The 23,753-nt window shown below is 36.6% G+C and carries 23 protein-coding genes; 10 read left to right on the top strand and 13 right to left on the bottom strand.

Features of this window, described 5'->3' with window-relative positions:
• Positions 1–24: 24 nt before the first annotated feature.
• The 5 genes from MED134_RS02275 to rlmH form a co-directional block, all read right to left on the bottom strand.
• A complete protein-coding gene (locus tag MED134_RS02275) occupies positions 25–831 on the bottom strand; it encodes a carboxypeptidase-like regulatory domain-containing protein (protein ID WP_038596897.1) in 807 nt (268 codons plus the stop codon).
• A 77-nt stretch (positions 832–908) separates the two neighbouring features.
• The gene (locus tag MED134_RS02270; protein ID WP_021778989.1) at positions 909–2,825 is read right to left on the bottom strand and encodes a DEAD/DEAH box helicase; all 1,917 of its coding nucleotides are present in this window, start codon (positions 2,823–2,825) and stop codon (positions 909–911) included.
• 182 nt (positions 2,826–3,007) lie between these two features.
• The gene (locus MED134_RS02265) at positions 3,008–3,583 is read right to left on the bottom strand and encodes a non-canonical purine NTP diphosphatase (RefSeq protein ID WP_021778990.1); all 576 of its coding nucleotides are present in this window, start codon (positions 3,581–3,583) and stop codon (positions 3,008–3,010) included.
• The gene (locus tag MED134_RS02260; RefSeq protein ID WP_021778991.1) at positions 3,584–4,204 is read right to left on the bottom strand and encodes a YqaA family protein; all 621 of its coding nucleotides are present in this window, start codon (positions 4,202–4,204) and stop codon (positions 3,584–3,586) included.
• Positions 4,205–4,302: 98 nt separating this feature from the next.
• A complete protein-coding gene (gene rlmH, locus MED134_RS02255) occupies positions 4,303–4,776 on the bottom strand; it encodes a 23S rRNA (pseudouridine(1915)-N(3))-methyltransferase RlmH (protein WP_021778992.1) in 474 nt (157 codons plus the stop codon).
• A gap of 81 nt (positions 4,777–4,857) precedes the next feature.
• On the opposite strand from rlmH, the gene nadC reads away from it, so the two are divergent.
• The 5 genes from nadC (at position 4,858) to priA (ending at position 10,326) form a co-directional block, all read left to right on the top strand.
• On the top strand, positions 4,858–5,718 hold the full coding sequence (gene nadC / locus MED134_RS02250; RefSeq protein ID WP_021778993.1) for a carboxylating nicotinate-nucleotide diphosphorylase: 861 nt from the start codon (positions 4,858–4,860) through the stop codon (positions 5,716–5,718).
• Positions 5,718–6,659 carry a YihY/virulence factor BrkB family protein gene (locus MED134_RS02245; protein ID WP_021778994.1) on the top strand — a complete coding sequence of 314 codons (942 nt, stop codon included), beginning with the start codon at positions 5,718–5,720 and terminating at the stop codon, positions 6,657–6,659. Before nadC ends, MED134_RS02245 begins: the two co-directional genes overlap by 1 nt.
• A gap of 19 nt (positions 6,660–6,678) precedes the next feature.
• Complete coding sequence (locus MED134_RS02240) at positions 6,679–7,242, top strand: chalcone isomerase family protein (RefSeq protein ID WP_021778995.1); 564 nt, start codon at positions 6,679–6,681, stop codon at positions 7,240–7,242.
• Positions 7,243–7,323: 81 nt separating this feature from the next.
• The gene (locus MED134_RS02235; RefSeq protein ID WP_021778996.1) at positions 7,324–7,755 is read left to right on the top strand and encodes a DUF2147 domain-containing protein; all 432 of its coding nucleotides are present in this window, start codon (positions 7,324–7,326) and stop codon (positions 7,753–7,755) included.
• Positions 7,756–7,869: 114 nt separating this feature from the next.
• A complete protein-coding gene (gene priA, locus MED134_RS02230) occupies positions 7,870–10,326 on the top strand; it encodes a primosomal protein N' (RefSeq protein ID WP_021778997.1) in 2,457 nt (818 codons plus the stop codon).
• 48 nt (positions 10,327–10,374) lie between these two features.
• Here priA and MED134_RS02225 read toward each other — a convergent pair whose 3' ends face one another.
• Positions 10,375–11,076: a LytR/AlgR family response regulator transcription factor gene (locus MED134_RS02225; RefSeq protein WP_021778998.1), complete on the bottom strand. Its 702-nt coding sequence runs from the start codon at positions 11,074–11,076 to the stop codon at positions 10,375–10,377.
• Between the two features lie 469 nt (positions 11,077–11,545).
• Here MED134_RS02225 and rpsF point away from each other — a divergent pair, with 469 nt between their 5' ends.
• The 4 genes from rpsF (at position 11,546) to MED134_RS02205 (ending at position 13,232) form a co-directional block, all read left to right on the top strand.
• Positions 11,546–11,887 carry a 30S ribosomal protein S6 gene (gene rpsF / locus MED134_RS02220; protein ID WP_021778999.1) on the top strand — a complete coding sequence of 114 codons (342 nt, stop codon included), beginning with the start codon at positions 11,546–11,548 and terminating at the stop codon, positions 11,885–11,887.
• A gap of 3 nt (positions 11,888–11,890) precedes the next feature.
• Positions 11,891–12,187, top strand: a complete 297-nt coding sequence (gene rpsR, locus MED134_RS02215) for a 30S ribosomal protein S18 (protein WP_013752085.1) — start codon at positions 11,891–11,893, stop codon at positions 12,185–12,187.
• Between the two features lie 14 nt (positions 12,188–12,201).
• Positions 12,202–12,654, top strand: a complete 453-nt coding sequence (rplI, locus tag MED134_RS02210; protein WP_021779000.1) for a 50S ribosomal protein L9 — start codon at positions 12,202–12,204, stop codon at positions 12,652–12,654.
• A 101-nt stretch (positions 12,655–12,755) separates the two neighbouring features.
• A complete protein-coding gene (locus tag MED134_RS02205; protein WP_021779001.1) occupies positions 12,756–13,232 on the top strand; it encodes a DUF6495 family protein in 477 nt (158 codons plus the stop codon).
• 44 nt (positions 13,233–13,276) lie between these two features.
• On the opposite strand, the gene MED134_RS02200 is transcribed toward MED134_RS02205, so the two are convergent.
• Complete coding sequence (locus MED134_RS02200) at positions 13,277–14,587, bottom strand: DEAD/DEAH box helicase (RefSeq protein ID WP_021779002.1); 1,311 nt, start codon at positions 14,585–14,587, stop codon at positions 13,277–13,279.
• A 238-nt stretch (positions 14,588–14,825) separates the two neighbouring features.
• Between MED134_RS02200 and MED134_RS02195 the strand changes: the two genes are divergently transcribed.
• Complete coding sequence (locus MED134_RS02195; protein ID WP_021779003.1) at positions 14,826–18,044, top strand: TonB-dependent receptor; 3,219 nt, start codon at positions 14,826–14,828, stop codon at positions 18,042–18,044.
• Positions 18,045–18,114: 70 nt separating this feature from the next.
• On the opposite strand, the gene trhA is transcribed toward MED134_RS02195, so the two are convergent.
• The 6 genes from trhA to MED134_RS02165 all read right to left on the bottom strand — a co-directional run bounded on the left by trhA (position 18,115) and on the right by MED134_RS02165 (position 23,639).
• Positions 18,115–18,783 (bottom strand): PAQR family membrane homeostasis protein TrhA, encoded by a 669-nt coding sequence (gene trhA / locus MED134_RS02190; RefSeq protein WP_021779004.1) that lies wholly within the window; start codon positions 18,781–18,783, stop codon positions 18,115–18,117.
• Positions 18,783–19,511, bottom strand: a complete 729-nt coding sequence (locus MED134_RS14630) for a TlpA family protein disulfide reductase (RefSeq protein WP_021779005.1) — start codon at positions 19,509–19,511, stop codon at positions 18,783–18,785. Before MED134_RS14630 ends, trhA begins: the two co-directional genes overlap by 1 nt.
• A gap of 226 nt (positions 19,512–19,737) precedes the next feature.
• Positions 19,738–20,337 (bottom strand): DUF6985 domain-containing protein, encoded by a 600-nt coding sequence (locus MED134_RS02180; RefSeq protein WP_237747141.1) that lies wholly within the window; start codon positions 20,335–20,337, stop codon positions 19,738–19,740.
• A gap of 252 nt (positions 20,338–20,589) precedes the next feature.
• Complete coding sequence (locus MED134_RS02175; RefSeq protein ID WP_021779007.1) at positions 20,590–21,273, bottom strand: hypothetical protein; 684 nt, start codon at positions 21,271–21,273, stop codon at positions 20,590–20,592.
• Between the two features lie 246 nt (positions 21,274–21,519).
• Positions 21,520–22,473 (bottom strand): Fic family protein, encoded by a 954-nt coding sequence (locus tag MED134_RS02170; RefSeq protein ID WP_038600805.1) that lies wholly within the window; start codon positions 22,471–22,473, stop codon positions 21,520–21,522.
• Positions 22,474–22,697: 224 nt separating this feature from the next.
• Positions 22,698–23,639: a hypothetical protein gene (locus MED134_RS02165; protein WP_021779009.1), complete on the bottom strand. Its 942-nt coding sequence runs from the start codon at positions 23,637–23,639 to the stop codon at positions 22,698–22,700.
• Between the last annotated feature and the right edge of the window lie 114 nt (positions 23,640–23,753).

Below are 23,753 nucleotides of genomic sequence, written 5' to 3'. Positions count from 1 at the left end.
TTCGCGAAAGCGTAATTAAATCTCTTAATCCTTATTTTGTAAGACACGATACTCTTCATAACACTCACTTATGGCATCTAGAATCTGAAGGTCATTTGCAGTCATTATAAAGTTATCTGAATAGCTACAATTTTTTAATATAGCATCTATATCTACACGGTCTATTTGAAGTAGAGCGCCCAGAGTCTCGCGGTCAAATTTACGTTCAAGAAGGTTACGCACTTTGTCATCTTCTTTCATCTGGCGTAGCTTGCGCAATTGTCCCTTCTTACGGCTGAATATATTGTAAAGAAAATCTGCAGGGTTAAAAATAGAGCTCAGCACGCGTGACACGGCACCAGGTTGTCCTTGACCTACTTCATAACCAGAGTTAAGACCAGAAATGCTATAGCGCTGGTTGCTGTAAATAGGGATTCTCTTTGCATCTATCTCTAAGTAGCCTGTAAGTTCTATCTCTTCTACAACCACTTCTTCTAGTGCAATGCCTATCTCTGTCATTTTAATCTTTACATCTCCATATTTTATCCAGTCAGAACTTACTCTTACTTTGAGCGATTTATAACCTAAATATGAAAAGTATAGTGTATCATTTACGGCGGCCTTAATGTCAAAGTTACCTAGCTTATCTGTAGTAGCTCCTTTAAAGTTTGAAAGGTTGAGAATATTTACGTTTTGTAAAGCAATATCTGTACTGCTGCTTAAAACTTTACCATCTATAAATCCATCTTGAAGCTCCTTTGTAGAAGTTTCTCCAGTTGGGGTTGCTGGTTCTTGCGAGTATCCTACTGTGCATACGGCAAGTAGCAATAAAAAAAGTATGGTTTTCATCATATAGAGTAGCAATTTATGCAATCCTATGAGAAAACCATACCAAAATTTAACTTTTACAATAATTCTAACACTTTAGGCTAGCTGCGACGGCGTCTTTTTCCAGAAAATGGGCTTTTGTTACCTTCTGTAGCTCTGTCTGGAGTGCGACTTGGTCCTCTACGATCTGATCTGCCTTCTGATCTACTAGATCTTTCTGAGCGATTTCTAGATCTTCCTTGATCTTCTCCATAGCTAGGCTTTCCATCACGGTCACCGCCACGACGGTCACTACGTTTTCTGTCTGATCTGTCACGATCACCACCGCTACGACCACCGCTACGACCACCTCTAAAGCCATCATTGCCACCTCTACGGCCACCGCCGCTACGGCCTCTTCCGCCACCGCCACGGTTACCACCGCGACCTCCGCCGCCTTGTGTCTCTTCTACACTTACACGTCGACCATCAAGTTGATAATCTTCAAAGAGTGCAAGTACTTTTTCTTTATGCTCTGTATCTGTATTAAAGAATGAGAAGGCGTCTTTACAATCTACACGGTATATCCCGTCTTGACCTAAACCTGTCATTTCTTTTAGGAAGTCCTTAAGCTTCATCCAGTCAAAATCGTCTTTACGACCTACGTTTATAAAGTAACGTGTTGTATCGCCAGACTCTTCTTTAAACGCTGCAACAGCATTTTGATTAAGATCTTTTGCTTTTTTGTAATAATTAAAGAAGCGTGTAAACTCTACCGAAAAGACTTTCTTTATAAGCTCTTCTTTAGTATTGTCTTTAAGTACTTCTTCTATTTCTGGAAGATAAGCATCAATCTCTTGGTTGATCTCTGTGTTATTTATGCTATTTGCAAGGTGAAATAACTGTACTTGTGTAATCTCTTTTCCGTCAGGAATTGTTTTTTGATCAAACTTCTTTGCTAAAATCTTTTCGAGCTGCTTGATTTTACGCATTTCACTCTTGGTCACAATAACCATAGAGGTACCAGTTTTACCAGCACGACCTGTACGACCAGAACGGTGCGTATATGTCTCTATCTCATCTGGAAGTTGGTAGTTTATAACGTGTGTAATATCATCTACATCTATACCACGTGCAGCAACATCTGTTGCAACAAGCATTTGTATTTGATTATTTCTAAAGCTCTTCATAACAAGGTCACGCTGATTCTGACTTAAGTCACCGTGTAGCGCACCTGCATTATATCCATCTTCTATAAGTTGCTCTGCAACTTTTTGAGTATCTCTCTTAGTACGACAGAATATTACCGAAAATATATCTGGATTTGCATCAGAAAGACGTTTAAGTGCTTGATAACGATCACGTGTGTGTACAACGTAGTACTCGTGTGATACATTTTTTGCACCTTCATTTTTATGACCTACTGTTATCTCTAGTGGGTCGTGCATAAACTCTTTTGCAATACGAGCAACCTCTCTAGGCATTGTCGCACTAAAAAGCCACGTAAGTTTATCTTCTGGAGTGTCTGCAAGAATATTTGTAATATCCTCATAGAATCCCATATTAAGCATCTCATCTGCCTCATCAAGAACACAGTAGCTTAATTTTGTAATATCTACCATACGACGACGCATCATATCTTGCATACGTCCTGGTGTCGCTACTACAATCTGAGCACCACGTGAGATCTCACGAGCTTGCTCTTGTATATTAGAACCACCGTAAACAGCTACTACGCGCACACCTTTAATGTGTTTTGCATAAAGTTTCATCTCGTTAGTAATCTGGAGACATAGCTCACGAGTAGGGGCTATAATAAGACCTTGTGTGGTCTTGCTTGAAGCATCAATGTTTTGTAATAGTGGAAAACCAAAAGCAGCAGTTTTACCTGTACCTGTTTGTGCAAGTGCAACCATATCGCGATCTTCGGCGAGTAGTTGTGGGATTGCTTCTTCTTGGATTTTTGACGGGGTTTCAAATCCCATATCGGCGATAGCCTGAAGTAAGGGCGCGTTTAGGCCCAGTTGATCAAATGTCATAAGACAAAATTTTAATAAGTTATCGTGCTGTAGGAAGCGCAACGACTTATTAACCAATTGCTTCAATCAACACGTGCCATAAATAGTGGCCGTACCTCACCCTGAGGTTTTTCAAGGTGCAAAAGTACTATATATAATTGAATAATCGTAAAGTGACTTGGTAATTTTTTAAAGAACGTAATTTACTCGTCTCTTAAGTAAGATAAAAACTGCTGCATCGCACGCCCTCTATGGCCTATTTTACCTTTAAGAGATATTGCCATTTGGGCAAAAGTGGCCTCGTAGCCGTTAGGTTTGAAGATAGGATCATAACCAAAACCGTCATCTCCGTAACGTTCTTTTGTAATTTCTCCCTCACATATGCCTGTAAAAGTCTCTATTTTTTCTGCTTTCGCGAAAGCGATAACCGTCTTAAACCTCGCCGTTCTATCTTGCTTTACTGCAAGAGCTATGAGAAGTTTATCCATATTATCTGAAGCGCTTCTTTGAGGCCCTGCATATCGTGCAGAGTATACTCCTGGTGCACCATCTAGGGCGGTAACCTCAAGGCCCGTGTCATCTGCAAAGCAATCATAGCCATAATGATCACGTACGTATTGTGCTTTTATAATCGCATTGCCTTCTATTGTAGGTGCATCTTCTACAATATCTTCATCACATCCTATATCTGTAAGTGATAATATTGTGATATGCCCTGGTACAAGGGCTTGTACTTCTTTAAGTTTATTAAGGTTGTGCGTTGCAAAGACTAACTTCATTTAAGAGACAAGGCTAAAAATGGCTGCTCCATAAATCGCATAACGTACAAAACGCGCTAGACCAAAGAGTGCCCAATATTTAAAATCAAAACGAATCATACCAGCAGCAAGACTTGCTACGGCAAAGGGTAATGGGAGCAAGGCTCCTACTAAAATTAAGAACCCTCCCCATTTACGAGCATTTTTTAAATGCTTTTCCATTCTTACTTCAAGGTAGTTGTGTACCGCTGGTATTTTAAGAGAAGCTCTCCCCGTAAAATAAGAGACAGCACCACCTAGGTAAGATAGTAATGCAATAATAGAAAGATATAATACGGGATCACTAGTTTTATCACTCCAAGCTATAAAAAGCTCTGGAGGGATAATACCGAGTATAGACTCCGAGACAAAGAATAAAGTAAGTACTAAAAAATTAGAGTAATTATCTATCACATATTGTAATGCCGTGTTAAGGTCTATAACAAAGTAGTGTATGCATACTATGGCAGCTACAACAAATAGTATAGGTGGTAGTGCTTTTTTAAGTGCATCTTTAAGAAAAGAGTAAAAGCCAGTGTATACATAATACTGGTGCAGTAACTGTAGTCTATTTTTCTTTTTTATGCCTGATTTTGAACTCATTAAATAGTAGTCGTATATGTATTACAAAAATAACGTGAGTACGGCGTCTTAGTATCTTTAGTACTCATAAATATTGGTTAAACTATGTAGGGCTCGGTTTATTGATGATGATAAGGTTCTCCTTTTAAAATGGTAAACCCTCTATAAATTTGCTCTGTGATAAATAAACGTACCATCTGGTGGGAGAAGGTCATTTGTGACAAAGATACTTTACCTATCGCTTTATTGTAAACTTCTTGAGAAAAACCATAAGGGCCTCCTATCACAAAGACTAAAGTTTTTATACCACTGTTCATCTTTTTTTGTAAAAACTTAGAAAACCCCACGCTAGAAAATGATTTGCCATTCTCGTCAAAGAGCACAAGGTGGTCATAGGGACCCAATTTTGAAAGTATGAGGGCGCCTTCTTTAGTCTTTTGCTCTTGCTCACTGAGATTTTTCACATTCTTTATATCTGGAAGAGTCTCAATATTGTACTTAATATAAAAATTCAAGCGCTTGCTGTACTCATCTACGAGTACCTGTAGCTGCTTGTTATCTGTCTTGCCTACGCATAGAAGTTTTATATTCATTTTGCAAAAATACAAATCTCTCTATGACGATGGATGTGTTTGTGTTTCCTTATTTTTACAGAAACCGTATTTTATATTTTTATGATAACAGAAGCGCAGTTTCAGCTTGAGATAGATGGTATAATTTCTAATGCAATAAGAGAAGATGTAGGTGATGGAGATCACAGTAGTCTAGCTTGTATTCCGGCAGATGCGACGGGCAAAGCAAAGTTGCTGGTGAAGGATGAGGGGATTCTTGCGGGTTGCGCTTTCGCGAAAGCGGTATTTGCCTACGTAGATGACAGCCTCGTAGTTGAGGATATACTTACAGATGGTGATCAGGTAAAGTATGGAGACATTGCATTTTATGTATCTGGCTCGAGCCAAAGCATCTTAAAGGCAGAGCGACTGGTACTTAACGCAATGCAGCGTATGAGCGCTATAGCGACCAAAACAAAGTTCTTTGTAAACCTACTAGAGGGAACAGGTACAAAAATACTTGACACAAGAAAGACCACTCCAGGTATACGCGCCTTAGAAAAATGGGCAGTAAAAATAGGAGGGGGAGAAAATCATCGTTTTGCATTATATGATATGATTATGCTTAAGGATAATCATATAGACTTTGCTGGAGGAGTGACTAAGGCGATACTTAAAACTGTAGCGTATCTTAAAACTGAAAATCGAGATCTTAAAATAATCGTAGAGGCGAGAAGCCTTGAGGAGATAGAAGAGATTCTTGAAAATCACGAGCACGTATACCGTATTCTTATTGATAATTTTAATTATGAAGATACGCGTAAGGCGGTTGCTCTTATAGGTGATAAATGCCTTACAGAATCTTCTGGTGGTATTAATGAAGAGACCATACGCGAGTATGCACTTTGTGGTGTAGATTATATCTCTAGTGGAGCACTTACTCACTCTGTTTATAATCTAGATTTAAGCCTTAAAGCGGTATAATGGCTTCAGACAAGACCTTAGAGCAACGCCTTATGCGGTTCAAGCCTTTTTGCTGGATCGTAGCAATGCTAGATAAGGTGGTGATTCCTGGTTTTGAAGGAATGACTTTACTAAACTTGTCACGCGCTTACTTTACAGGTATTATAAAAGGCGCACTGGGATCTAGAGCAGGATCTATTGCTTATAGTTTTTTTATGGCCATTTTTCCCGCGCTTATATTTGTGCTTAATCTTATACCTTATGTACCTGTTCCAGACTTTGATATTAAGTTTATGGCGTTTATTTATGAGCTCATACCATCACAGTCACTAGATTTCTTTAGGCCTATTATAAGTGATATTGCACAAAATGAGCGTGCAGGCTTACTGTCTGTAGCTGGTCTTCTTGCTTTGTTTCTTACGGCAAATGGTGTTAACTCCATTTTTAGTGGTTTTGAGGGTTCTCATTACAATGAGATTAATCGAAGCTTTTTTAGGCAGTATGCTGTGGCTATAGCGACTTCTATTATCTTGGCATTGTTGTTGGTTACTACTATATCGGTAGTTGTTTATTTTGAGTATTTACTCGTTTCTCTCAAGGAGAGGGATTTTATGAGTACAGATTTAGATATAACATTGCTATCGGTTGGAAAAAACGTGTTTGTATTGATAATGATATATGCTGTGATTGCAACGCTCTATTATTTTGGTACCAAAGAGGGGCGCAAAAGCAGATTTTTTTCACCAGGTGCATTAATGACTACTGTATTATTTATGATAACCACGTACCTTTTTGGTATTTATATCGACACTTTTGGGAGATATAATGAGTTGTATGGCTCAATAGGTGCATTATTGATAATGATGCTTTATATTTGGTTGAACTCAAATCTTATATTATTAGGATTTGAGCTCAATGCAACATTGCAAAAACTAAGGATATTACACAAAAACCCTAATTAAATTAACACAAACGTAAATTATGAAAAAGTATTTATTAGCACTAGTAGCAGTATGTAGTCTTACTTTTAGCCAAGCTCAAACAGTTGTAGGTGATGCAACATTACCTAATACAATGACTGTAGAAGGAACAAATCTTGTACTAAACGGTGCGGGAATGAGAGAAAAAGTAATCTTTGATCTATATGCAGGAGGATTATACCTAGCTTCAAAAAAGAGTGATGCCGCTGCTATTGTAAATGCAGATGAGACAATGGCTATGAAACTAGATATTGTTTCTGGTATGGTGTCAAGTAAGAAAATGATAGGAGCTGTAGATGATGGTTTTGACGCTTCTATGAACGGAGACACAAGTTCCCTAGATGCACAAATCACAAAATTCAAAGGTTTCTTTAGCGATAAGATTGTAAAAACAAATGTTTTTGATATTTCTTATGTAAAAGGAAAAGGAACTGTTGTTAGTAAAAACGGTAAAGAAGTAGGAATGATACCAGGATTAGAATTCAAAAAAGCACTTTTTGGAATTTGGTTAGGTAGCGACCCTGCAGATGATGATCTTAAAGAAGCGATGCTAGGTAAAAACTAGTAGATTACAACTTTTATAAAAAATGGCGATTCTTAAGAATTGCCATTTTTTGGTTTAAAACACAAATACACTTATGACATTATGAAGTATCTAATTAGTTTTTTTATCGTAATACTGTTTACTGTAAGTGCTGTGGCACAACAAGACTCTGTTTTTGGTAAATGGAAAACTATAGATGATGAGACTGGTGAAGCAAAATCTATCGTAGAGATTTATAAAAAGGGTGATAAAGTTTATGGTAAAATTACAGATATACTTAATCCTCAAGATCGAGATAAACTATGTATTTACTGCGAGGGAGAAGAGTATAACAAGCCGGTACTTGGTCTGGACATTATCAAAAACCTAGAAAGAGATGATGAAGAGTATACCGGAGGTACTGTTTTTGATCCAGAAAAAGGGAAAACCTATAAGGCAAAAATCTGGATAGAAAATGATAATCCAGATAAGCTCTATCTTAGAGGTTATATTGCTTTTTTATATAGAACTCAAGAGTGGATACGCGTTAAGTAACATCATTATTATTCATATTGAGAGCCGCTTTTGTAAAGATTGCGGCTCTTTTTTTGTGCTATGCTTTCGCAAAACTTTACTTAACAGTACTTTTGAAATACACACTGCTCATTTATGCCCCACTTTATAGACGTCATACTTCCTATACCTGTAGAAAATACGTTTACCTACCTCGTCTCAGAGGCAGAATATAATTACATTCAGAAAGGAATGCGTGTTGCAGTTCCGTTCGGGAAAAAGAAAGTGTACGCCTCAATCGTAAAAAATAAGCACACTAATGCTCCTACAATTTATGAGGCAAAGGAAATTCAGCAAATATTAGATGAGGATCCTATAGTCACAGAGCAGCAACTCACATTCTGGTCTTGGATTGCAAATTATTATATGTGTACCGAGGGGGAAGTGATGCGAGCAGCATTACCAAAGGCATTTTTACTAGAGAGTGAGACCGTTATAAGGCTCAAGTCTGATGGTCTTGTAATTAATGATGAAGAGCTTCAAGATGATGAGTTTTTAATTTACGAAGCATTACAACATCGCTCAGAGCTTAAGGTGCACGAGGTGATGGATATTCTTGATAAAAAGAAAATACTTCCTTCTATACAGCGCCTCATAGATCAAGGGGTTTTAGAAATGCAAGAAGAAATTTACGAGCAGTATGTCCCTAAACTTGTAAAGTTTATTACAATAGCCCCAGAGTATGACAGTGAGGAGGCTTTGCCTGTTATTCTAGAAGAATTATCTCGCGCACCAAAACAAAGAGAGATGGTGCTCACTTTTTTTTCGCTTAAAGCGAAAACTAATAAACCCATATCTTCACAAGAGTTGCAAAAAGCATCTGGAGCAACCGCTAGTCAACTCAACGCGCTGGTAGATAAAGGAGTTTTTCAAACATATCAAAAACGCCAAGATAGAGTAGGGTTTGAGGGAGAAGTTTTTGAGACGAAGACTCTCAACACCTATCAAGCAACAGCACTGTCTGAGATTAAAACACATTTTGAAACAAAAGACGTTACATTATTACACGGTGTAACTGCCTCTGGAAAGACAGAAATTTATGTTCAGCTCATAGAAGAAATGCTTGCAACTGGAGATCAAATTCTATACCTCCTGCCGGAGATTGCTCTTACTACGCAGTTAATAAGCAGGCTGCAAACTTATTTTGGAGAAAGAGTAGCTATATTTCATTCTAAGTATTCTGTAAATGAGCGCGTAGAAGTATGGAATAATGTTCTTAAAAAAATGGACAAGGCCCAAATCATTATTGGGGCTAGAAGCGCATTACTACTACCGTTTAGAGATTTAAAACTTATTGTGGTAGATGAGGAGCACGAGAGTAGCTTTAAGCAGTATGATCCCGCGCCTAGGTATCACGCTCGCGACTGTGCTATTGTACTAGGAGCATTTTTTAAAGCCAAAGTCTTATTAGGTTCTGCGACGCCATCTGTCGAGACGGTTTATAATGCCCAGAGCGGAAAGTATGGTTATGTATCTTTAAAACAGCGTCACGGTAATATTTTAATGCCAGAAATCAACCTTGTAGACATAAAAGAAAAGTCTCGTAAAAGGGAGATGACAGGTCACTTTTCTGATACATTATTACGAGCAATTACAGATGCACTTGCGCTAGGTGAGCAGGTTATTTTATTTCAAAACAGGCGTGGTTTTTCCCCTATACTTGAGTGTAATACTTGTGGGCACGCTCCACAATGTCCTAATTGTGATGTGAGTCTTACCTATCATAAGTATAGGTCACAACTTCGTTGTCATTATTGTGGTTATAATATTGCCTTACAGCAAAAGTGTATGGCTTGTGGTAGCACAGATCTTACAACAAAGGGGTTTGGTACAGAACAAATAGAAGCAGAGCTCAAGGAGTTGTATCCAGATAACAATATTGCTCGTATGGACTCAGACACCACAAGAGGTAAGTATGGTTTTGAGAAACTTATAACAGCTTTTGAGCAAGAGCAGATAGATATTTTAGTAGGCACGCAAATGCTTACCAAAGGGTTAGACTTTAGAAACGTAACCCTAGTAGGAATTATGAATGCAGATAGTATGCTTAACTTTCCAGACTTTAGAGCACACGAGCGTAGCTATCAATTAATTGCTCAGGTATCTGGTAGGGCAGGACGCACCGAAAAGCAAGGTAAAGTACTTGTGCAGACTTATAATCCTTATCATCAAATCTTACAGCAGGTTTCTTCAAATAAATTTGAAGAGATGTATAAAGAACAATTAGAAGAGCGTCGTAACTTTAAGTATCCACCATTTCATAGGTTGATACGCATTACATTAAAGCATAGAGATTATCAAAAAATTGATGAGTCCAGTATTTGGTTATCTAAGGCATTGCGACAAACTCTAGGTGCAGAGGCAGTACTAGGTCCCGAAACACCATCTATAGCAAGAATAAGAAACCTATACAGACGTAATATTCTTATTAAAATAAGTAGAAGGCAAAATTTACTCGAAACTAAAAAAACGATAGGTAGAGTAGTAACAAGTTTTAACGCTATTGCTCAATATCGTAGTGTACGATTAGTCGTAGATGTAGATTGTTATTAGGCATAAAAAAACCACTCAATGAGTGGTTTTTTATATTAAAATCTGCTTTTAAGCAGAGAGTGCATCTATAAGGTCAGACTTTTTATGTCTAGATAGCGGTATTTTCTCCCCATCTATCTCAATATTTCTACTGTTATACTTATCTACCTTGTCAATATTTATAATATAAGACTTGTGTATACGCATAAAACGTTCTGGAGGTAATTGTGCAACAAAAGATTTCATCGTAGCAAGTACAACAATAGGATCGTGCACCGTTACAAGTTTTACATAATCTCCAAGAGCAGTAATATACTTAAGCTCGTTAAGCATCACCTTTTTCTTTTTCAGATTACTTTTTACAAAGATATAATCATCATCCTCTACAGCACCTTCGGTTTTTAGTTTGTGAAGGCTTATGGCTTTATAAACAGCGTTTGTAAAACGATCCTTAGTAAGAGGCTTACGTAAATAATCTATAGCATTATAGTTAAAGGCCTTATAAGCATACTTTGTTTTACCAGTTACAAATATAATTTGTGGTTTATGTATAAGGTCATCTAGTAAATCAAACCCAGAAAGTATAGGCATTTCAATATCTAAGAAGATAAGATCAACCTTTGTTTCTAAAAGACCATTCTTTGTTTCAATGGCATTGTTATATTCGGCTACTAATCGTAGGTTAGGATGATCATTAATCATCTTTACAATAGCCAGTCGTTGTAAGCTAGAATCATCTACAACTGCACAATCTAATAATACTCCGTCCACAGTGATTTATTTGTTTAATAGGTTAAGCACGTCAATATTAGGTAAAAAACTCCATAAAACCAACAAAAAAGTGACTTTCATCGGATAATTACGTTTTTTGTCGAGCTGCTATTTCTAAAAATTATGATTGTTAAAATCTCTGCGAAGCCACAGTATTGGTAGTGAGCGCAATGTGGCTTAATAAGTCTCAAATCATATAATTCTTACAAAATGATTACTAAAAATTTAACACATATGGTTTTTAACAGTTTGAATGTAAGTTAAATAATGACTAGACTCTAGTTATATGTTATAGTAGGTTGTCTTACAAAAATTGTAATGTTTACGCTTTCGCGAAAGCGTAAGTATATACCTTATTAGTTATACATCATACAAGGGAAGAACTTTTTTAGAATATATATAAATAGCTGTTTGAAAATCAAAAGAGAATCCTTACTTTTGCACTCATTTTTAATTTAACTCATATTATATGAACCATTACGAAACTGTTTTCATCTTGAATCCCGTTTTATCTGATGATCAGATAAAGGAAACAGTAAAGAAGTACGAAGGTCTTCTTAAAGAAAAGGGTGCTAAGATGATTAGTAAAGAGGATTGGGGCTTAAAAAAGCTCGCATATCCTATCCAAAACAAGAAAAGCGGTTTTTACCACTTACTTGAATTTACTGTTGATGGACAAGCTATCAATGATTACGAACTAGCTTTTCGCCGTGACGAGCGCGTTATGCGTTACCTTACGGTAGCTATGGATAAGCACGCGATCTCGTGGGCTGAAAGAAGACGTGAAAAACTAAAAAAGCAAAAAGCGTAAGTTATGGCATCTTTACAACAACAAGCAAAAGGAAAGAAGGACGGAGATATCAGATATCTTACTCCTCTTAATATTGAAACTAACAAAGCAAAGAAGTACTGTCGCTTTAAGAAGTCTGGTATCAAGTATGTAGATTACAAAGATGCAGACTGGCTAGCAGGTTTTGTAAACGAGCAGGGTAAATTGTTACCACGTCGTCTTACAGGAACTTCTTTAAAGTACCAACGTAAAGTGTCTGTAGCTGTAAAAAGAGCTCGTCACCTTGCATTGATGCCTTATGTAACTGATTTATATAAATAGAAACTAGATAACAGATGGAACTTATATTAAAGAAGGACGTTGAGAATCTAGGATTTGCAGACGATATAGTACAAGTAAAAAATGGATACGGTAGAAATTACCTAATCCCTAACGGTCACGCAGTACTTGCTACGCCTAGCGCAAAGAAAGTACTTGCAGAAAACCTAAAGCAACGTGCTCACAAAGAGCAAAAAGTTGTAGATGATGCACAGAAGCAGGCAGATAAACTTAACGCTTTAGAAGTTAAGATATCAGCAAAAACTGGAGACGGAGACAAACTTTTCGGATCTATTACAAATGCAGACGTAGCAGAATACCTAGCAAAAGAAGGAGTAGAGGTAGACAAAAAGTATATCGCTATCGCTGGTAACACAGTAAAACGTTTAGGTAACTATGAAGCAAAAGTACGTTTCCACAGAGATGTGGTAGCTACACTTCCTTTTGACGTAGTTGCAGAAGCAAACTAAGTCCTTAGATACTTTATACAAAACCGTTCTTATCTAATAAGGACGGTTTTTTTATGAAATTTACTTTTTAAATACGCTTTCGCGAAAAAATATCACTCACAATGAAATACGCTCGCCTTACAAAAGAACAACTAGAAGAACTACACCCAGAGTTTATAAACTTTCTAGCTACCCAGTCTATCACTGCAGATGAGTGGGCAACTATTAAAGAAAAACAACCCCTCGTTGCAGAAGAAGAGATAGACGTCTTTTCTGACCTAGTATGGGAAGGTGTACTCACAAAGGCTCAATACCTAGAGCATATCTCGCCTAACCAGATGCACCTTTTCTTTTTAAGAGAAAACAATATGGCACTTATAGCCATAAAAATCAATAAAGAAAACATAGATATCACTACCGCAGAAGGGTATGGATGGCTTAAGGAAAACTTAGGTGATGATGATGTAGTATTTATGAGCGCAAGTAAAGACTATAGTGAAGATCGCAATGAAGATAAGTTTAAACTCATAAGAGAAGGCGCAGTAATCACACGTGGTGATCTTTATAAATGGTTTGAGCGCTTTGTAGATGTGAAGTAGTTATAATTCTAATAACAGCACTAAATGTAAAATTGAGGATATGACTAAGCTAGTCGTATCCTCAATTTTGCTTTTTTAAGGCGTTTGTTATCTAGTTTTTCTATAAAAGATTGAGCAGCGCTTTTGTGCACCGCTACAAAAGATTGAGTGTTTTTTACCTCAATGGTTCCTAGTTGCTCGCGTTGTGCATTTCCTTCTTTAAAGAAAAAACCAGCGATATCACCTTTTGATATCTTGTCTTTACGACCACCAGAGAGCTCAAGGGTCGTCCACTGTGATCCTTCTGGTATCTCTCTGTCGTGTAAGTACTCTTCATCCATTACCGGCATAAAGTCTGGTAATCGCTCGTTGCGCCAGTGTAGTACATAAGCCGTACCTTCAGACTGCATACGAGCTGTACGACCATTACGGTGAGTAAACTCTTCTGAGTGTATAGGAAGGTGGTAATGTATAATAAACTTGATTTCTGGTACATCTATACCACGTGCAGCAAGATCTGTTGCTAGCAGTAACTGGTGAGTCCCATTTCTAAATTTAAGAAGTGATAACTCACGCTCTCGCTGCTCCATTCCTCCATAAAAAGTGCCGTGTGCGATACCGTGATCGTTAAGATAATCACTTATTCTAGAGATGGTATCTTTAAAGTTACAAAAGATAATACCCGGTTGATCACCTAAGTGACATAACGCCTTTACAAGTGTGTCAAGTTTATCTTTTTCTGGCGAAATGATCGCTTTTATCTCGAGCTTAGAACCTCCTTGATGCAAATAATCTACTTCTACAGGGCTATTAAGCCCTACAAAGCGTGGTATATCTACACCTTGGGTTGCAGAGGTGAGCACCTTTTTTTCTAAAGCTGGTAAGAAGCTCATAATCTCTGTCATCTCTCCTTCAAAACCTACTTCTAGCGACTTGTCAAACTCATCAAGTACTAGGGTTTTTATATAGTCTGTAGAGAAAGTTTCCCTGCGTAGGTGATCTGCAAGCCTACCTGGCGTCCCTATTAATATTGCTGGACGGTGCTTTATGGCTTGTCTATCTGTATTAAAACTTTGACCACCATAAGCTGCGTGTATCTTATAACCCGTACCCATATTGCGGGCAACGTTTTCAATTTGTATGGCAAGCTCTCTAGAAGGTACGACTATAAGTAGTTGTACTTCTTCTATACTTAAGTCTAACTCTGCAATTACAGGTAGTAAAAACGCAAGCGTTTTACCAGTACCTGTAGGAGATAGTAAGATCACTTCTTTTGCTGAGTGTATGGCAAGTTGTGCCGCCTCCTGCATCTCGTTAAGTGAGGTGATTCCTAGTTTTGCTAGAATTTGTTGCTGATTTTTTTGATTACTTATCATAGGGTACAAAGGTAGAACTTTCTTTCAATGCGCGTTGTATGGTAAGAGCTCAAATATTCAACAGCTTGATTGTCTATGTGATAAGTTTTGTGGGGTTTTATTACACTTTCGCGAAAGCGTAATACCCATAAATAACATATTCACAATTGTTAATTAAATGTGAAAATAAAATTAACTTAAGGTTTAGTAAGTGTTAACACCTTCTTAAATTCGCGCAAAATAATTTTACAAAAATCTTATGTTCAAAAAACTTTTATTTTTAGTAACACTTCTAATGGCAGTAGCCGTAGGCGCACAGACGACTACTTCTGCTATCTCTGGAGTTGTAAACGCTGGTGAGCAAACGCTTCCTGGTGCAAACGTGGTAGCGGTACACACACCTACTGGTACTACGTATGGAGCGATCACAAACTTTGACGGTCGTTTTAACCTTTTTAATTTACGTGTGGGAGGACCTTATACAATAACGGTAAGTTATGTAGGTTTTCAAGCACAAGAATACACTGGAGTGACTCTTAACTTAGGAGAAACTTATAACGTAGAGGTAACACTATCTGAAGATAGTAATGCTCTTGAAGAAGTTGTAATTACAGGTAGCCGTAACAACACTTTTAGTGATGGACGTACGGGATCTGCTACAAATGTAGGAGAGCGCCAGCTTAAGGCATTACCTACGATTTCAAGATCTGCTGCAGATTTTTACCGTCTAGAGCCTAGTGCTTCTAGTAATGGATCTTTTGGAGGTCGTAATGATCAGTTTAACAATTTTAGTCTTGATGGAGCGGTTTTTAATAACCCATTTGGTCTTGATGCTGCTACTCCAGGAGGACAGACAGGATCACAGCCTATCTCTCTTGATGCGATTGAGCAAATTCAAGTAACTACTGCACCTTATGATGTAACTCTTTCTGGATTTACAGGAGCATCTGTAAATGCTGTAACTAAGAGTGGTACTAATGAGTTTAAAGGAACTGTTTACGGTTTTTATAGAAACGAAGACCTTACTGGTGGCAAAGTTGCTGGTGATGACGTTTTTAAGGCAGACTTAAGCCAGAACACATATGGTATAAGCATAGGAGGTCCTATCATTAAGAACAAACTTTTCTTCTTTGCAAACTTTGAAGATGAGAGCCGTTCTGACCTAGGAGCACCTTGGGCACCTAACCGTAATACGGGAGCTATTAATGAGTCACGTGTATTACCATCAGATCTAGATGCAGTCTCTGCAGCATTAAGCAGTATTACTTATGCAGATGGAAGTTCTTACGATCCAGGTAGATATGAAGGATTTAACTTTGATGCAGGTTCTACAAAGGCATTATTTAAGTTAGATTGGAACGTAAATGATAAAAACCGTGTTGCATTAGTATATAACTTACTAAGATCTTCTAAAGATAACCCGGCAAACCCTAATGCAATTGCATTACGTGGACCAAGCCAGTCTACAATACAGTTTGAAAATGCAGGGTATGCAATAAACAATAACATAGACTCTTTCCAACTAGAGTGGAATAGTGAGTTTGCACCAAACGTGTCAAACAAGTTTCAGGCAGGTTACACATTCTTTGATGATTTTAGAGAGCCATTCTCTACACCAGCACCTTCTATAAACATTACAAAAGGTGGTCAGAACTATATCATTGCAGGTCACGAGCCATTCTCTATAGGAAACAAGCTTGAGCAAGAAGTTTTTCAAATCACAAACAACTTAAACATTGTATCTGGTGATCACACAATTACGCTTGGTACTTCTTTTGAAAAATTCAGCTTCTATAACTCTTTTAACCTTACAGGTTATGGTTTTGATTTATTCGGTAGTGTAGCAATAGATCAAGAAACAGATCTTGATGGAGACGGTATCGCAGATACAGATTACATAAACGATGTAACAGGTGAGACAGATCTAGATGCTTTCCAGCAATTCCTTATAGATCGTTACCAAGATACGTTTACTGCTGCAGAGGCAGAGTTTAATGAAAACAATGGTTTACCTATAGGTGATCCAAACGGATGGTCACTTGCAGAGACTAACGTAGGACAGTTTAGCCTTTATGCTCAAGACCAGTGGAAAATGAGTGAAGATTTTACACTTACACTAGGAATGAGATTTGATAAGCCTTTATACTTTGATACTCAAGACAAGATTCAAGAGAATATTGATAGAAAAGGTACTTACCAGCCAGATAACGTGTATGTAGACCCAGCAACTGGAGAAGATATCTTATTAGACAGTACAGTACTTCCAGATAACGCATTCTTATGGTCACCTAGATTAGGTTTTAACTGGGATGTAAAAGGAGATAAGACGTTCCAAGTACGTGGAGGAACTGGAGTATTTACAGGTCGTTTCCCATTTGTATGGTTAGGTAACCAAGTTCAAGGTGTAGATTTCTTCTTCTACCAGACGGTAGATCAAGATTTTAAATGGCCACAAGTATGGAGATCTAACATAGGAGCAGATTACCGTTTTGATAATGGTATCGTTCTTACTGCAGACCTTTCTTATACAGAAGATCTTAATGCTGCACACGTACAGAACTGGGCACTTAATGATCCATCTTCTACACTAGAAGGTGTAGATAACAGACCTATCTACCAGACGTCAGATTTTGCTACAAACCAGTTTGGAGGTCCTACAAATGCGTATGTATTTACAAACTCAAACTCTGGACGTACTTATAATGCAACGTTTAAGGCAGAGAAGTCTTTCAGCAATGGTTTATTTGCAAGTCTTGCTTATAACTACCTTGACTCAAAAGATGTAAACTCTATTGATGCAGAGATTACAGGAGACGCTTTTAACGCAAACGCAATAAGAGGAAACGCAAATGATGATATCCTTGCAAACTCTCGTTATGGTGATCAACACCGTATTATCGCAGTAGCTTCAAAGAAATTTGAGTACGGAGATGGTAAATTTGCAACTACAGTTTCTGCTTTTGGAGAGTGGGCTAGAGGAGGACGTTTTAACTACACATATGCTGGTGATATAAACGGTGATGGTAGTAACTTTAATGACCTTATCTATATCCCTACTGCAGACGAGCTAGCACAGCAAAACTTTGCTACGCCAGAGCAAGCACAAGCATTTGAGCAGTACATCCAGCAAGATGATTACCTGAGCGAAAACAGAGGTGGTTATGCAGAGCGTTATGGAGCACTTGCACCTTGGAGAAGTCGTGTAGATTTCCGTTTACTTCAAGATTATAACTTTAATGTAAAAGGAAAGAAAAACACATTACAGTTTAGCCTTGATATCCTTAATGTAGGTAACCTTATCAGTTCAGATTGGGGACTTGTAGAGCAGCCTAACAGTATACAGCCAGTAAGTGTATCTGTTACAGATGGTGTTCCTACATATACTTATAATGAGGAGTTAACACAAACTTTTGGTACAGATGCAAGCCTTCTTAACAGATGGCAAGCACAAGTAGGGTTACGTTACATCTTTAACTAGAACCTTACGACCACATATAAAAACCGCCTGCAAGAAATTGCAGGCGGTTTTTTATTTATATAATGTAAAACTACAGGCTCTGTATGGTATAAGCAACTCCGACATAAAAGTAGACCGCGATAAAATGCGCAAAAGATCCTCCCAATACAAATACGTGGAAAATCGCGTGGTTATAAGGAATGCGAGATATACTGTAAAGTACAGCACCTATCGTATACAAAATACCTCCAGCAAATAACCATTGCACACCAGCAGGATCAAGATTAGTAAGTAATGGTTTGTATGCAAAAACAATAAGCCAACCCATCGCTACATAAAGGATAGTAGAAAGGACATCAAATCGTCCGGTAAAAAAGAGTTTTAATATAATCCCAAAGAGAGCGATAGACCAGGCTATCCCAAAAATCCACCACCCAGTAGTGCCATCTAGAGTTACTAGCGTAAAAGGCGTGTATGTGCCCGCAATGAGTACGTAGATAGCTGCGTGATCAAATATTTTAAGTCTTGTTCTACGTAAGGGTTTTGTTGCGCTATGATACGCTGTAGAGGCAAAGTATAATACACATAAACTTATCCCAAAAACAATAAGACTTATGGTGGCGGTTGTAGTTACGCTTTCGCGAAAGCAAAATAATATCAACCCAAAAACACTTGCTACAAAACCAAAACCGTGTGTCCATACATTAAGTCGTTCCTCTTGAGGGGAGTAATCTGGAGTTGGAGCTGGGGTGTTTTTCATTAGTTATCTGCGAGTAAGTAATCTAGGTGTTCCTTAAGAATTTCTGTAACCTCTGCTGCTGGGCCTCTTCCTTGAGCCATCACTGCATTTTCTACAAAACGTACGGTACCACTACGATCCATAAATACAAGCTTAGGATAGGTATTAGTTTTTAAATCTTGCTTTAAATAGCTGGCACCATCTACTAGGTGCTCAAAATCAAAAGGTTTCTTAGTTAAAAAAGCGTCGATTTTGCTTTTTGGTTCAAAAGTGATGGCTACAAAATTTACGCGACCCTCATATTGCTTTTTAAGATCATTGAGATATGGGATCTCTGCGATACAAGGAGGGCAGCTCGTAAACCACAAGTTAATGAGTGTAATTTTATCATTATAACTCTCCTTAGACTTAAGCCCGTTTGCAAGATCTTGCAGCTTAAAGTCGGGTAGGGGTTTATTAATTAATCCATTTACTCCTACATTAATATCTAGAGGAGCGCTATTAGATTGCGATAGCATCACCTCGACCTCTTGTATAATTGAGTCTTGACGCACACGCATATGGCGAACTTTAAAGTTGGCTTTAGTATATTTCCAGCTTCCTTGCGCACCATAAACCTGCTCAATAGATTTTAGTTTTGCTTGAAAAGCCTCCTCATTATAGGTATCACCTTGAAAAACGTAGTAGTTTTCTTGCGCGTTAAGCGCTAGCGCAAAGAATAATATAAATAAGCATTGTATTTTTTTCATTATCATAGGTGTGTGTTACAAAGATAGCTATTGCTATCAAACACGCACCTATACACATTTATCGTGCCTTAGTTAGGCTTAGGGGTGATTTTTTAATGTACGTGTAATAATAAGATGACGCTTTCGCGAAAGGATAATTTGAGGAAGGCTCTGAGGTATGAATTATTGATTAAATTGGGACTACATTAATTCGTGTTTTTCTTAGTGCATTGTCAGCAATTGAGCATTATTTCCAGAATCTCCACCATTTCGTTTTTGATTTATTTTCATTTAAGTTTAATTGATTAAAATCACTATTTAAAACATTTGTTTTATCATAAGAGTCAAATTCCGTGATATGACCATCTTGTTCACTTATTCTTGTCAATTTTTCTCCTTCTTTAAATAAAAGTTGAAGACCGTGTTCTTGTTCCCATTCACAGTCACAGGCTATATTCAAATAAATAGTTCCAAATTTATCGTGACTTCTTGTTACGTAAATATCTTGAGGGTAAATAAATTTCCAAATTTGTTTTTTCTCTTTTATATTCCAAAGTGGTTGATCAGCTTCATCAAATTCAACTGCGTTCAGAAAATCCATACAGTTTTCGTAGGCAAGATTTGATATTAATAATCTATCAACTTCAGATTTTTGTAAAAACGCTTGTAAGGCTTTATCTGCTTCAGTAATAAACTTAGTGTCACCTTCAGGAATAAAATCCATAAAAGTAATTTTCATTTTTTTATTATCGAAAAACGGAATTTCAATAAATTCACTTTCCCAATAATCCTTAAATCGATCGTTTTGTTTAAGTTCTCCTAATATTTCACTTTTTATTGTTTTCATTTCGGCTGTCAGCTTATTATTAATAGGCATTAAATAAAGCAAGTATAACTCGGGTAACTATCGGAACTGCTAGTATTTTTATTTGATTGTTTTCTAATTGATTGTTTAAATATACAAGTATTTAATAAAGAGGACGCTTTCCCGAAAGCGTAAAATGAATAAGGCACTGGGTGGATATTACACATTAAAATTAGCTTAAAAGCTTGCGCTGAGCGCAGATGAATTAGGCTTATTTTTTAACTCACTTCTTTGTTACCTGCTGGCTTTAATTTTTTCAAATTCCGTTTCGGTTAGGATTTCCGCTAATTCTAATTCAATCATCTCTTGTTGAATAGGGATTTTCCTTTTATATTTTATCATTCCAATATCTTTAACGTAGAAAGCGTCTTGATAAAACCTTTGCTCAACATCGTGGTCAAGCGCAAGAATTATATAGTCGTCTCTAAACTTAATTGCTCGATATTCCTTTTCATTTAAAGATATATTTTCAGTTCCAGATTCCACTCTTTTCTTTTTAAAGTCAAAACGGCCATATTTATTCACATACCTAACTGAATATGTGTATTCCTTATCTCCATTCCATTTGTAAACGTCTTTGTCTATTATTTTAGCTTTAATCTCTTTAGTTTCTCCTTTGTCATTTACTTCAAAGTCAGAATATGCAGTTAATTCAGCACCATTGTTGGTTATTTTTTCATCGAAAGTATTATAAACATTAAATTCAGAATCGTATGAAACTGTTTTTAATTCGTTCGTTTTAGGAATGGACGTTACTTTCCAATATTCAATTTTTGTTGAATCGCTTTTATCAACGTATTTATAAATCTTAATCTCTTTTTTATTGGAAAATGGGTAATAATAGTCTTTCAAATTCTCTTGGGCTTTACAGCTCAAAGTTGAAATCAATATTAAAAAAATGCTAATATGTTTTTTCATTCGTTTTGTTCAGCTTACATCCAACAGCCGACTACATAAAGCGAGTGCGGTACGGTAACGCCTGTTTTCTTGTTTTTTAATTGATGATTTAAATATACAAGAATTTGAGATTTTTTATTCTTTCGCGAAAGCGTAAAACCAAGAAGAGCCTACGAAGGGAAATATAGATGAAAATTGGTTTAAAAGCTTGTGCTGAGTGTCGTTTAAGTAGACTTGTGTTTTAACTCAGTTCTTTATTAGCCTTAGTTATTTTAATCGGTAGATTGTTTTATTTTTTTCTCCAATTTTTTCAAACAAACCTAATTCAGCTCCTTTTTTTAAATCTCTACTTGCCGTCGCAGAAGAGATGTCTTTAAAAGTATCCATATAATCTTTCCTAGTAAATTCGGTTTTATTCAGGGTGACGTAATAGGCTAGTCTGTCTTTTGCACTTAATGTTCGGTTGTTAAAATCTAACAATTCACTAATTGAAATGTGAATTACATTGAGCATATATTCAATAAACGCAGTGGATTTCCCTGCATTATCAGACTCAGCCAGCGCTTTGTAATACTTCTCTTGATCTTTACTAATTAGGGTTTCAAAAGGCAAAAACTCAAAGATTGGATATTTCTCCATCAAAATTAATGTTTGCCATAATCTTCCCATTCTACCATTTCCATCCAAAAATGGATGTATAAACTCCATTTCGTAATGAAAAACACAACTTTTAATCAATTCAATTTCATCAGACTTTTTAAGATACTCAAAGAGGTCTTTCATTAAATAAGACACATTTTCAAAAGGAGGAGCTAGATGCTCAACTTTAGATCCTTTTACAATTCCAACACCTTGTTTTCTATATGTTCCAGATTTCTCAATTAACCCTTCCATCAAAGCTTTATGGGCTTTTAAGAAGGATTTTTCATTAGAAGGTTTGTATTGCTCTAAATTCTCATAAATCTTAATGGCGTTCAAGACTTCAAGTACATCTTTCTGAGGACCTATCACTCTTTTATTTTCTAAAAGGGCTGTGATTTGTTCTTCTGTAAGCGTGTTTCCTTCTATTTTAAGAGAAGAATGAATCGTTTTTATTCTATTCTGCTTTCTCAGTTTAGGCGAAGGTCTGTCTAGATAACTAGCATTAACTTCTCCTATTTTTTCTGAAATAGAGGTGATTAATTTTAAAATAGAAGATGTTATTTCGTAAGGCGGTTTCATTTTTGATACTATCATTTGATACTATCAAATATACAATCACACGAACGAATTTTATAATTCAGTGTGATTTTTTAAGATACGTTTATTAAAAAGATGACGCTTTCGCGAAAGGGTTAAATCAGGAAGACTCTACGAAGAAAATTATAGATTAAAGGTAGCTCAACTGCTTGTGCTGAGCGCACCCGAAGTAGGTTTGTTTTTTTTAACTCAGTTCTTTGCTGGTATCAGGTTTTTTTCATTCGATATGCTAAATATAAAAACACAATCAGAATTATCGTAGACTTAAAAATTAATCCCAATAAATTATCTCCATTCATAAAGTAGTCCGATAATGTTATTAATAAATTTAAAGTCTGTGTATAAAACACAATCCCAATACAGACCAATGAAAATTTTAACTGATTTTTAAAATTAGCTCCAATGACTATTGCAAAGCAAACCAGAAAAAAAGTCAGAAAACTATTTATATACCGAGTGTTTTTTGTCCAATTAGATTTTCTTAATCGCTTTTTCAAGTGCGTGTTCTTTGTTATTTCGTTTTGTAATTGAAATAAATCTCTGCGATTAAATTCTGTTGGCAACTCGTTTTTTGAGATTCCATATTCGTTAAGCTCCGTTTTTGAAAAGTCACTTTGAATTATGCTATCAGGAATTTTTTTAAACAAGTCTGAGATGATTGTTTTTTGAGATTTGTTTTCAGTTTCTAAAGAGTCAGAATATTGGTTTATATATCCAATACTCATCATATCAACATTTGTTTTTTTGAATTCGGCAGCTTTTTCAATTCTTTCTTGGGAGGTAAATGGTTCTTTTCTTGCGTTTTCATACCTATCCAAGTATGATGTCATTCGAAGTTTTGGCACCACACTATTAGATAGTAAGAATATTAGTCCGCCAAAGATTAGTGATGCTATAAGTCCGAATTGGAAAAATTTTGAGACAGAGTTTTTCTCTTTTAATAATTCTGCTGTAACCAAGATTAAGGCAATGAAAATACCAAAATTAATTACTGCTGGTATTTGACTAAAACTAAAAAGTATTCCATTGGTTAGGTCAAATCCAAATTCACTAAAATATAAGCTGATGGTCTCAACAACTAAAAAGAAGTAATAAACTAAACAACTTATTATAAAATATAATATAAATTTTCGCAGGATTATTGCCATAATTGTGCCTAACAGGCCACTACATTAAGCGAGTGCGTTGCGGTACTGCCTGTTTTATTGTTTTTTAATTGATTGTCTAAATATACAAGTATTTAAGAAAGATAACGCTTTCGC

The organism is Dokdonia sp. MED134 (genome assembly GCF_000152925.2).
GTDB lineage: Bacteria > Bacteroidota > Bacteroidia > Flavobacteriales > Flavobacteriaceae > Dokdonia.
The sequence above is the reverse complement of the archived record's forward strand: the minus strand, read 5'-3'. Positions and strand labels throughout refer to the sequence as shown.

Excerpts from the sequence above, each read along its gene's own strand:
- MED134_RS02275 (WP_038596897.1), bottom strand. The coding sequence starts at position 831 with ATGATGAAAACCATACTTTTTTTATTGCTACTTGCCGTATGCACAGTA.
- MED134_RS02270 (WP_021778989.1), bottom strand. The coding sequence starts at position 2,825 with ATGACATTTGATCAACTGGGCCTAAACGCGCCCTTACTTCAGGCTATC.
- MED134_RS02265 (WP_021778990.1), bottom strand. The coding sequence starts at position 3,583 with ATGAAGTTAGTCTTTGCAACGCACAACCTTAATAAACTTAAAGAAGTA.
- MED134_RS02260 (WP_021778991.1), bottom strand. The coding sequence starts at position 4,204 with ATGAGTTCAAAATCAGGCATAAAAAAGAAAAATAGACTACAGTTACTG.
- rlmH (WP_021778992.1), bottom strand. The coding sequence starts at position 4,776 with ATGAATATAAAACTTCTATGCGTAGGCAAGACAGATAACAAGCAGCTA.
- nadC (WP_021778993.1), top strand. The coding sequence starts at position 4,858 with ATGATAACAGAAGCGCAGTTTCAGCTTGAGATAGATGGTATAATTTCT.
- MED134_RS02245 (WP_021778994.1), top strand. The coding sequence starts at position 5,718 with ATGGCTTCAGACAAGACCTTAGAGCAACGCCTTATGCGGTTCAAGCCT.
- MED134_RS02240 (WP_021778995.1), top strand. The coding sequence starts at position 6,679 with ATGAAAAAGTATTTATTAGCACTAGTAGCAGTATGTAGTCTTACTTTT.
- MED134_RS02235 (WP_021778996.1), top strand. The coding sequence starts at position 7,324 with ATGAAGTATCTAATTAGTTTTTTTATCGTAATACTGTTTACTGTAAGT.
- priA (WP_021778997.1), top strand. The coding sequence starts at position 7,870 with ATGCCCCACTTTATAGACGTCATACTTCCTATACCTGTAGAAAATACG.
- rpsF (WP_021778999.1), top strand. The coding sequence starts at position 11,546 with ATGAACCATTACGAAACTGTTTTCATCTTGAATCCCGTTTTATCTGAT.
- rpsR (WP_013752085.1), top strand. The coding sequence starts at position 11,891 with ATGGCATCTTTACAACAACAAGCAAAAGGAAAGAAGGACGGAGATATC.
- rplI (WP_021779000.1), top strand. The coding sequence starts at position 12,202 with ATGGAACTTATATTAAAGAAGGACGTTGAGAATCTAGGATTTGCAGAC.
- MED134_RS02205 (WP_021779001.1), top strand. The coding sequence starts at position 12,756 with ATGAAATACGCTCGCCTTACAAAAGAACAACTAGAAGAACTACACCCA.
- MED134_RS02200 (WP_021779002.1), bottom strand. The coding sequence starts at position 14,587 with ATGATAAGTAATCAAAAAAATCAGCAACAAATTCTAGCAAAACTAGGA.
- MED134_RS02195 (WP_021779003.1), top strand. The coding sequence starts at position 14,826 with ATGTTCAAAAAACTTTTATTTTTAGTAACACTTCTAATGGCAGTAGCC.
- trhA (WP_021779004.1), bottom strand. The coding sequence starts at position 18,783 with ATGAAAAACACCCCAGCTCCAACTCCAGATTACTCCCCTCAAGAGGAA.
- MED134_RS14630 (WP_021779005.1), bottom strand. The coding sequence starts at position 19,511 with ATGAAAAAAATACAATGCTTATTTATATTATTCTTTGCGCTAGCGCTT.
- MED134_RS02180 (WP_237747141.1), bottom strand. The coding sequence starts at position 20,337 with ATGAAAACAATAAAAAGTGAAATATTAGGAGAACTTAAACAAAACGAT.
- MED134_RS02175 (WP_021779007.1), bottom strand. The coding sequence starts at position 21,273 with ATGAAAAAACATATTAGCATTTTTTTAATATTGATTTCAACTTTGAGC.
- MED134_RS02170 (WP_038600805.1), bottom strand. The coding sequence starts at position 22,473 with ATGAAACCGCCTTACGAAATAACATCTTCTATTTTAAAATTAATCACC.
- MED134_RS02165 (WP_021779009.1), bottom strand. The coding sequence starts at position 23,639 with ATGGCAATAATCCTGCGAAAATTTATATTATATTTTATAATAAGTTGT.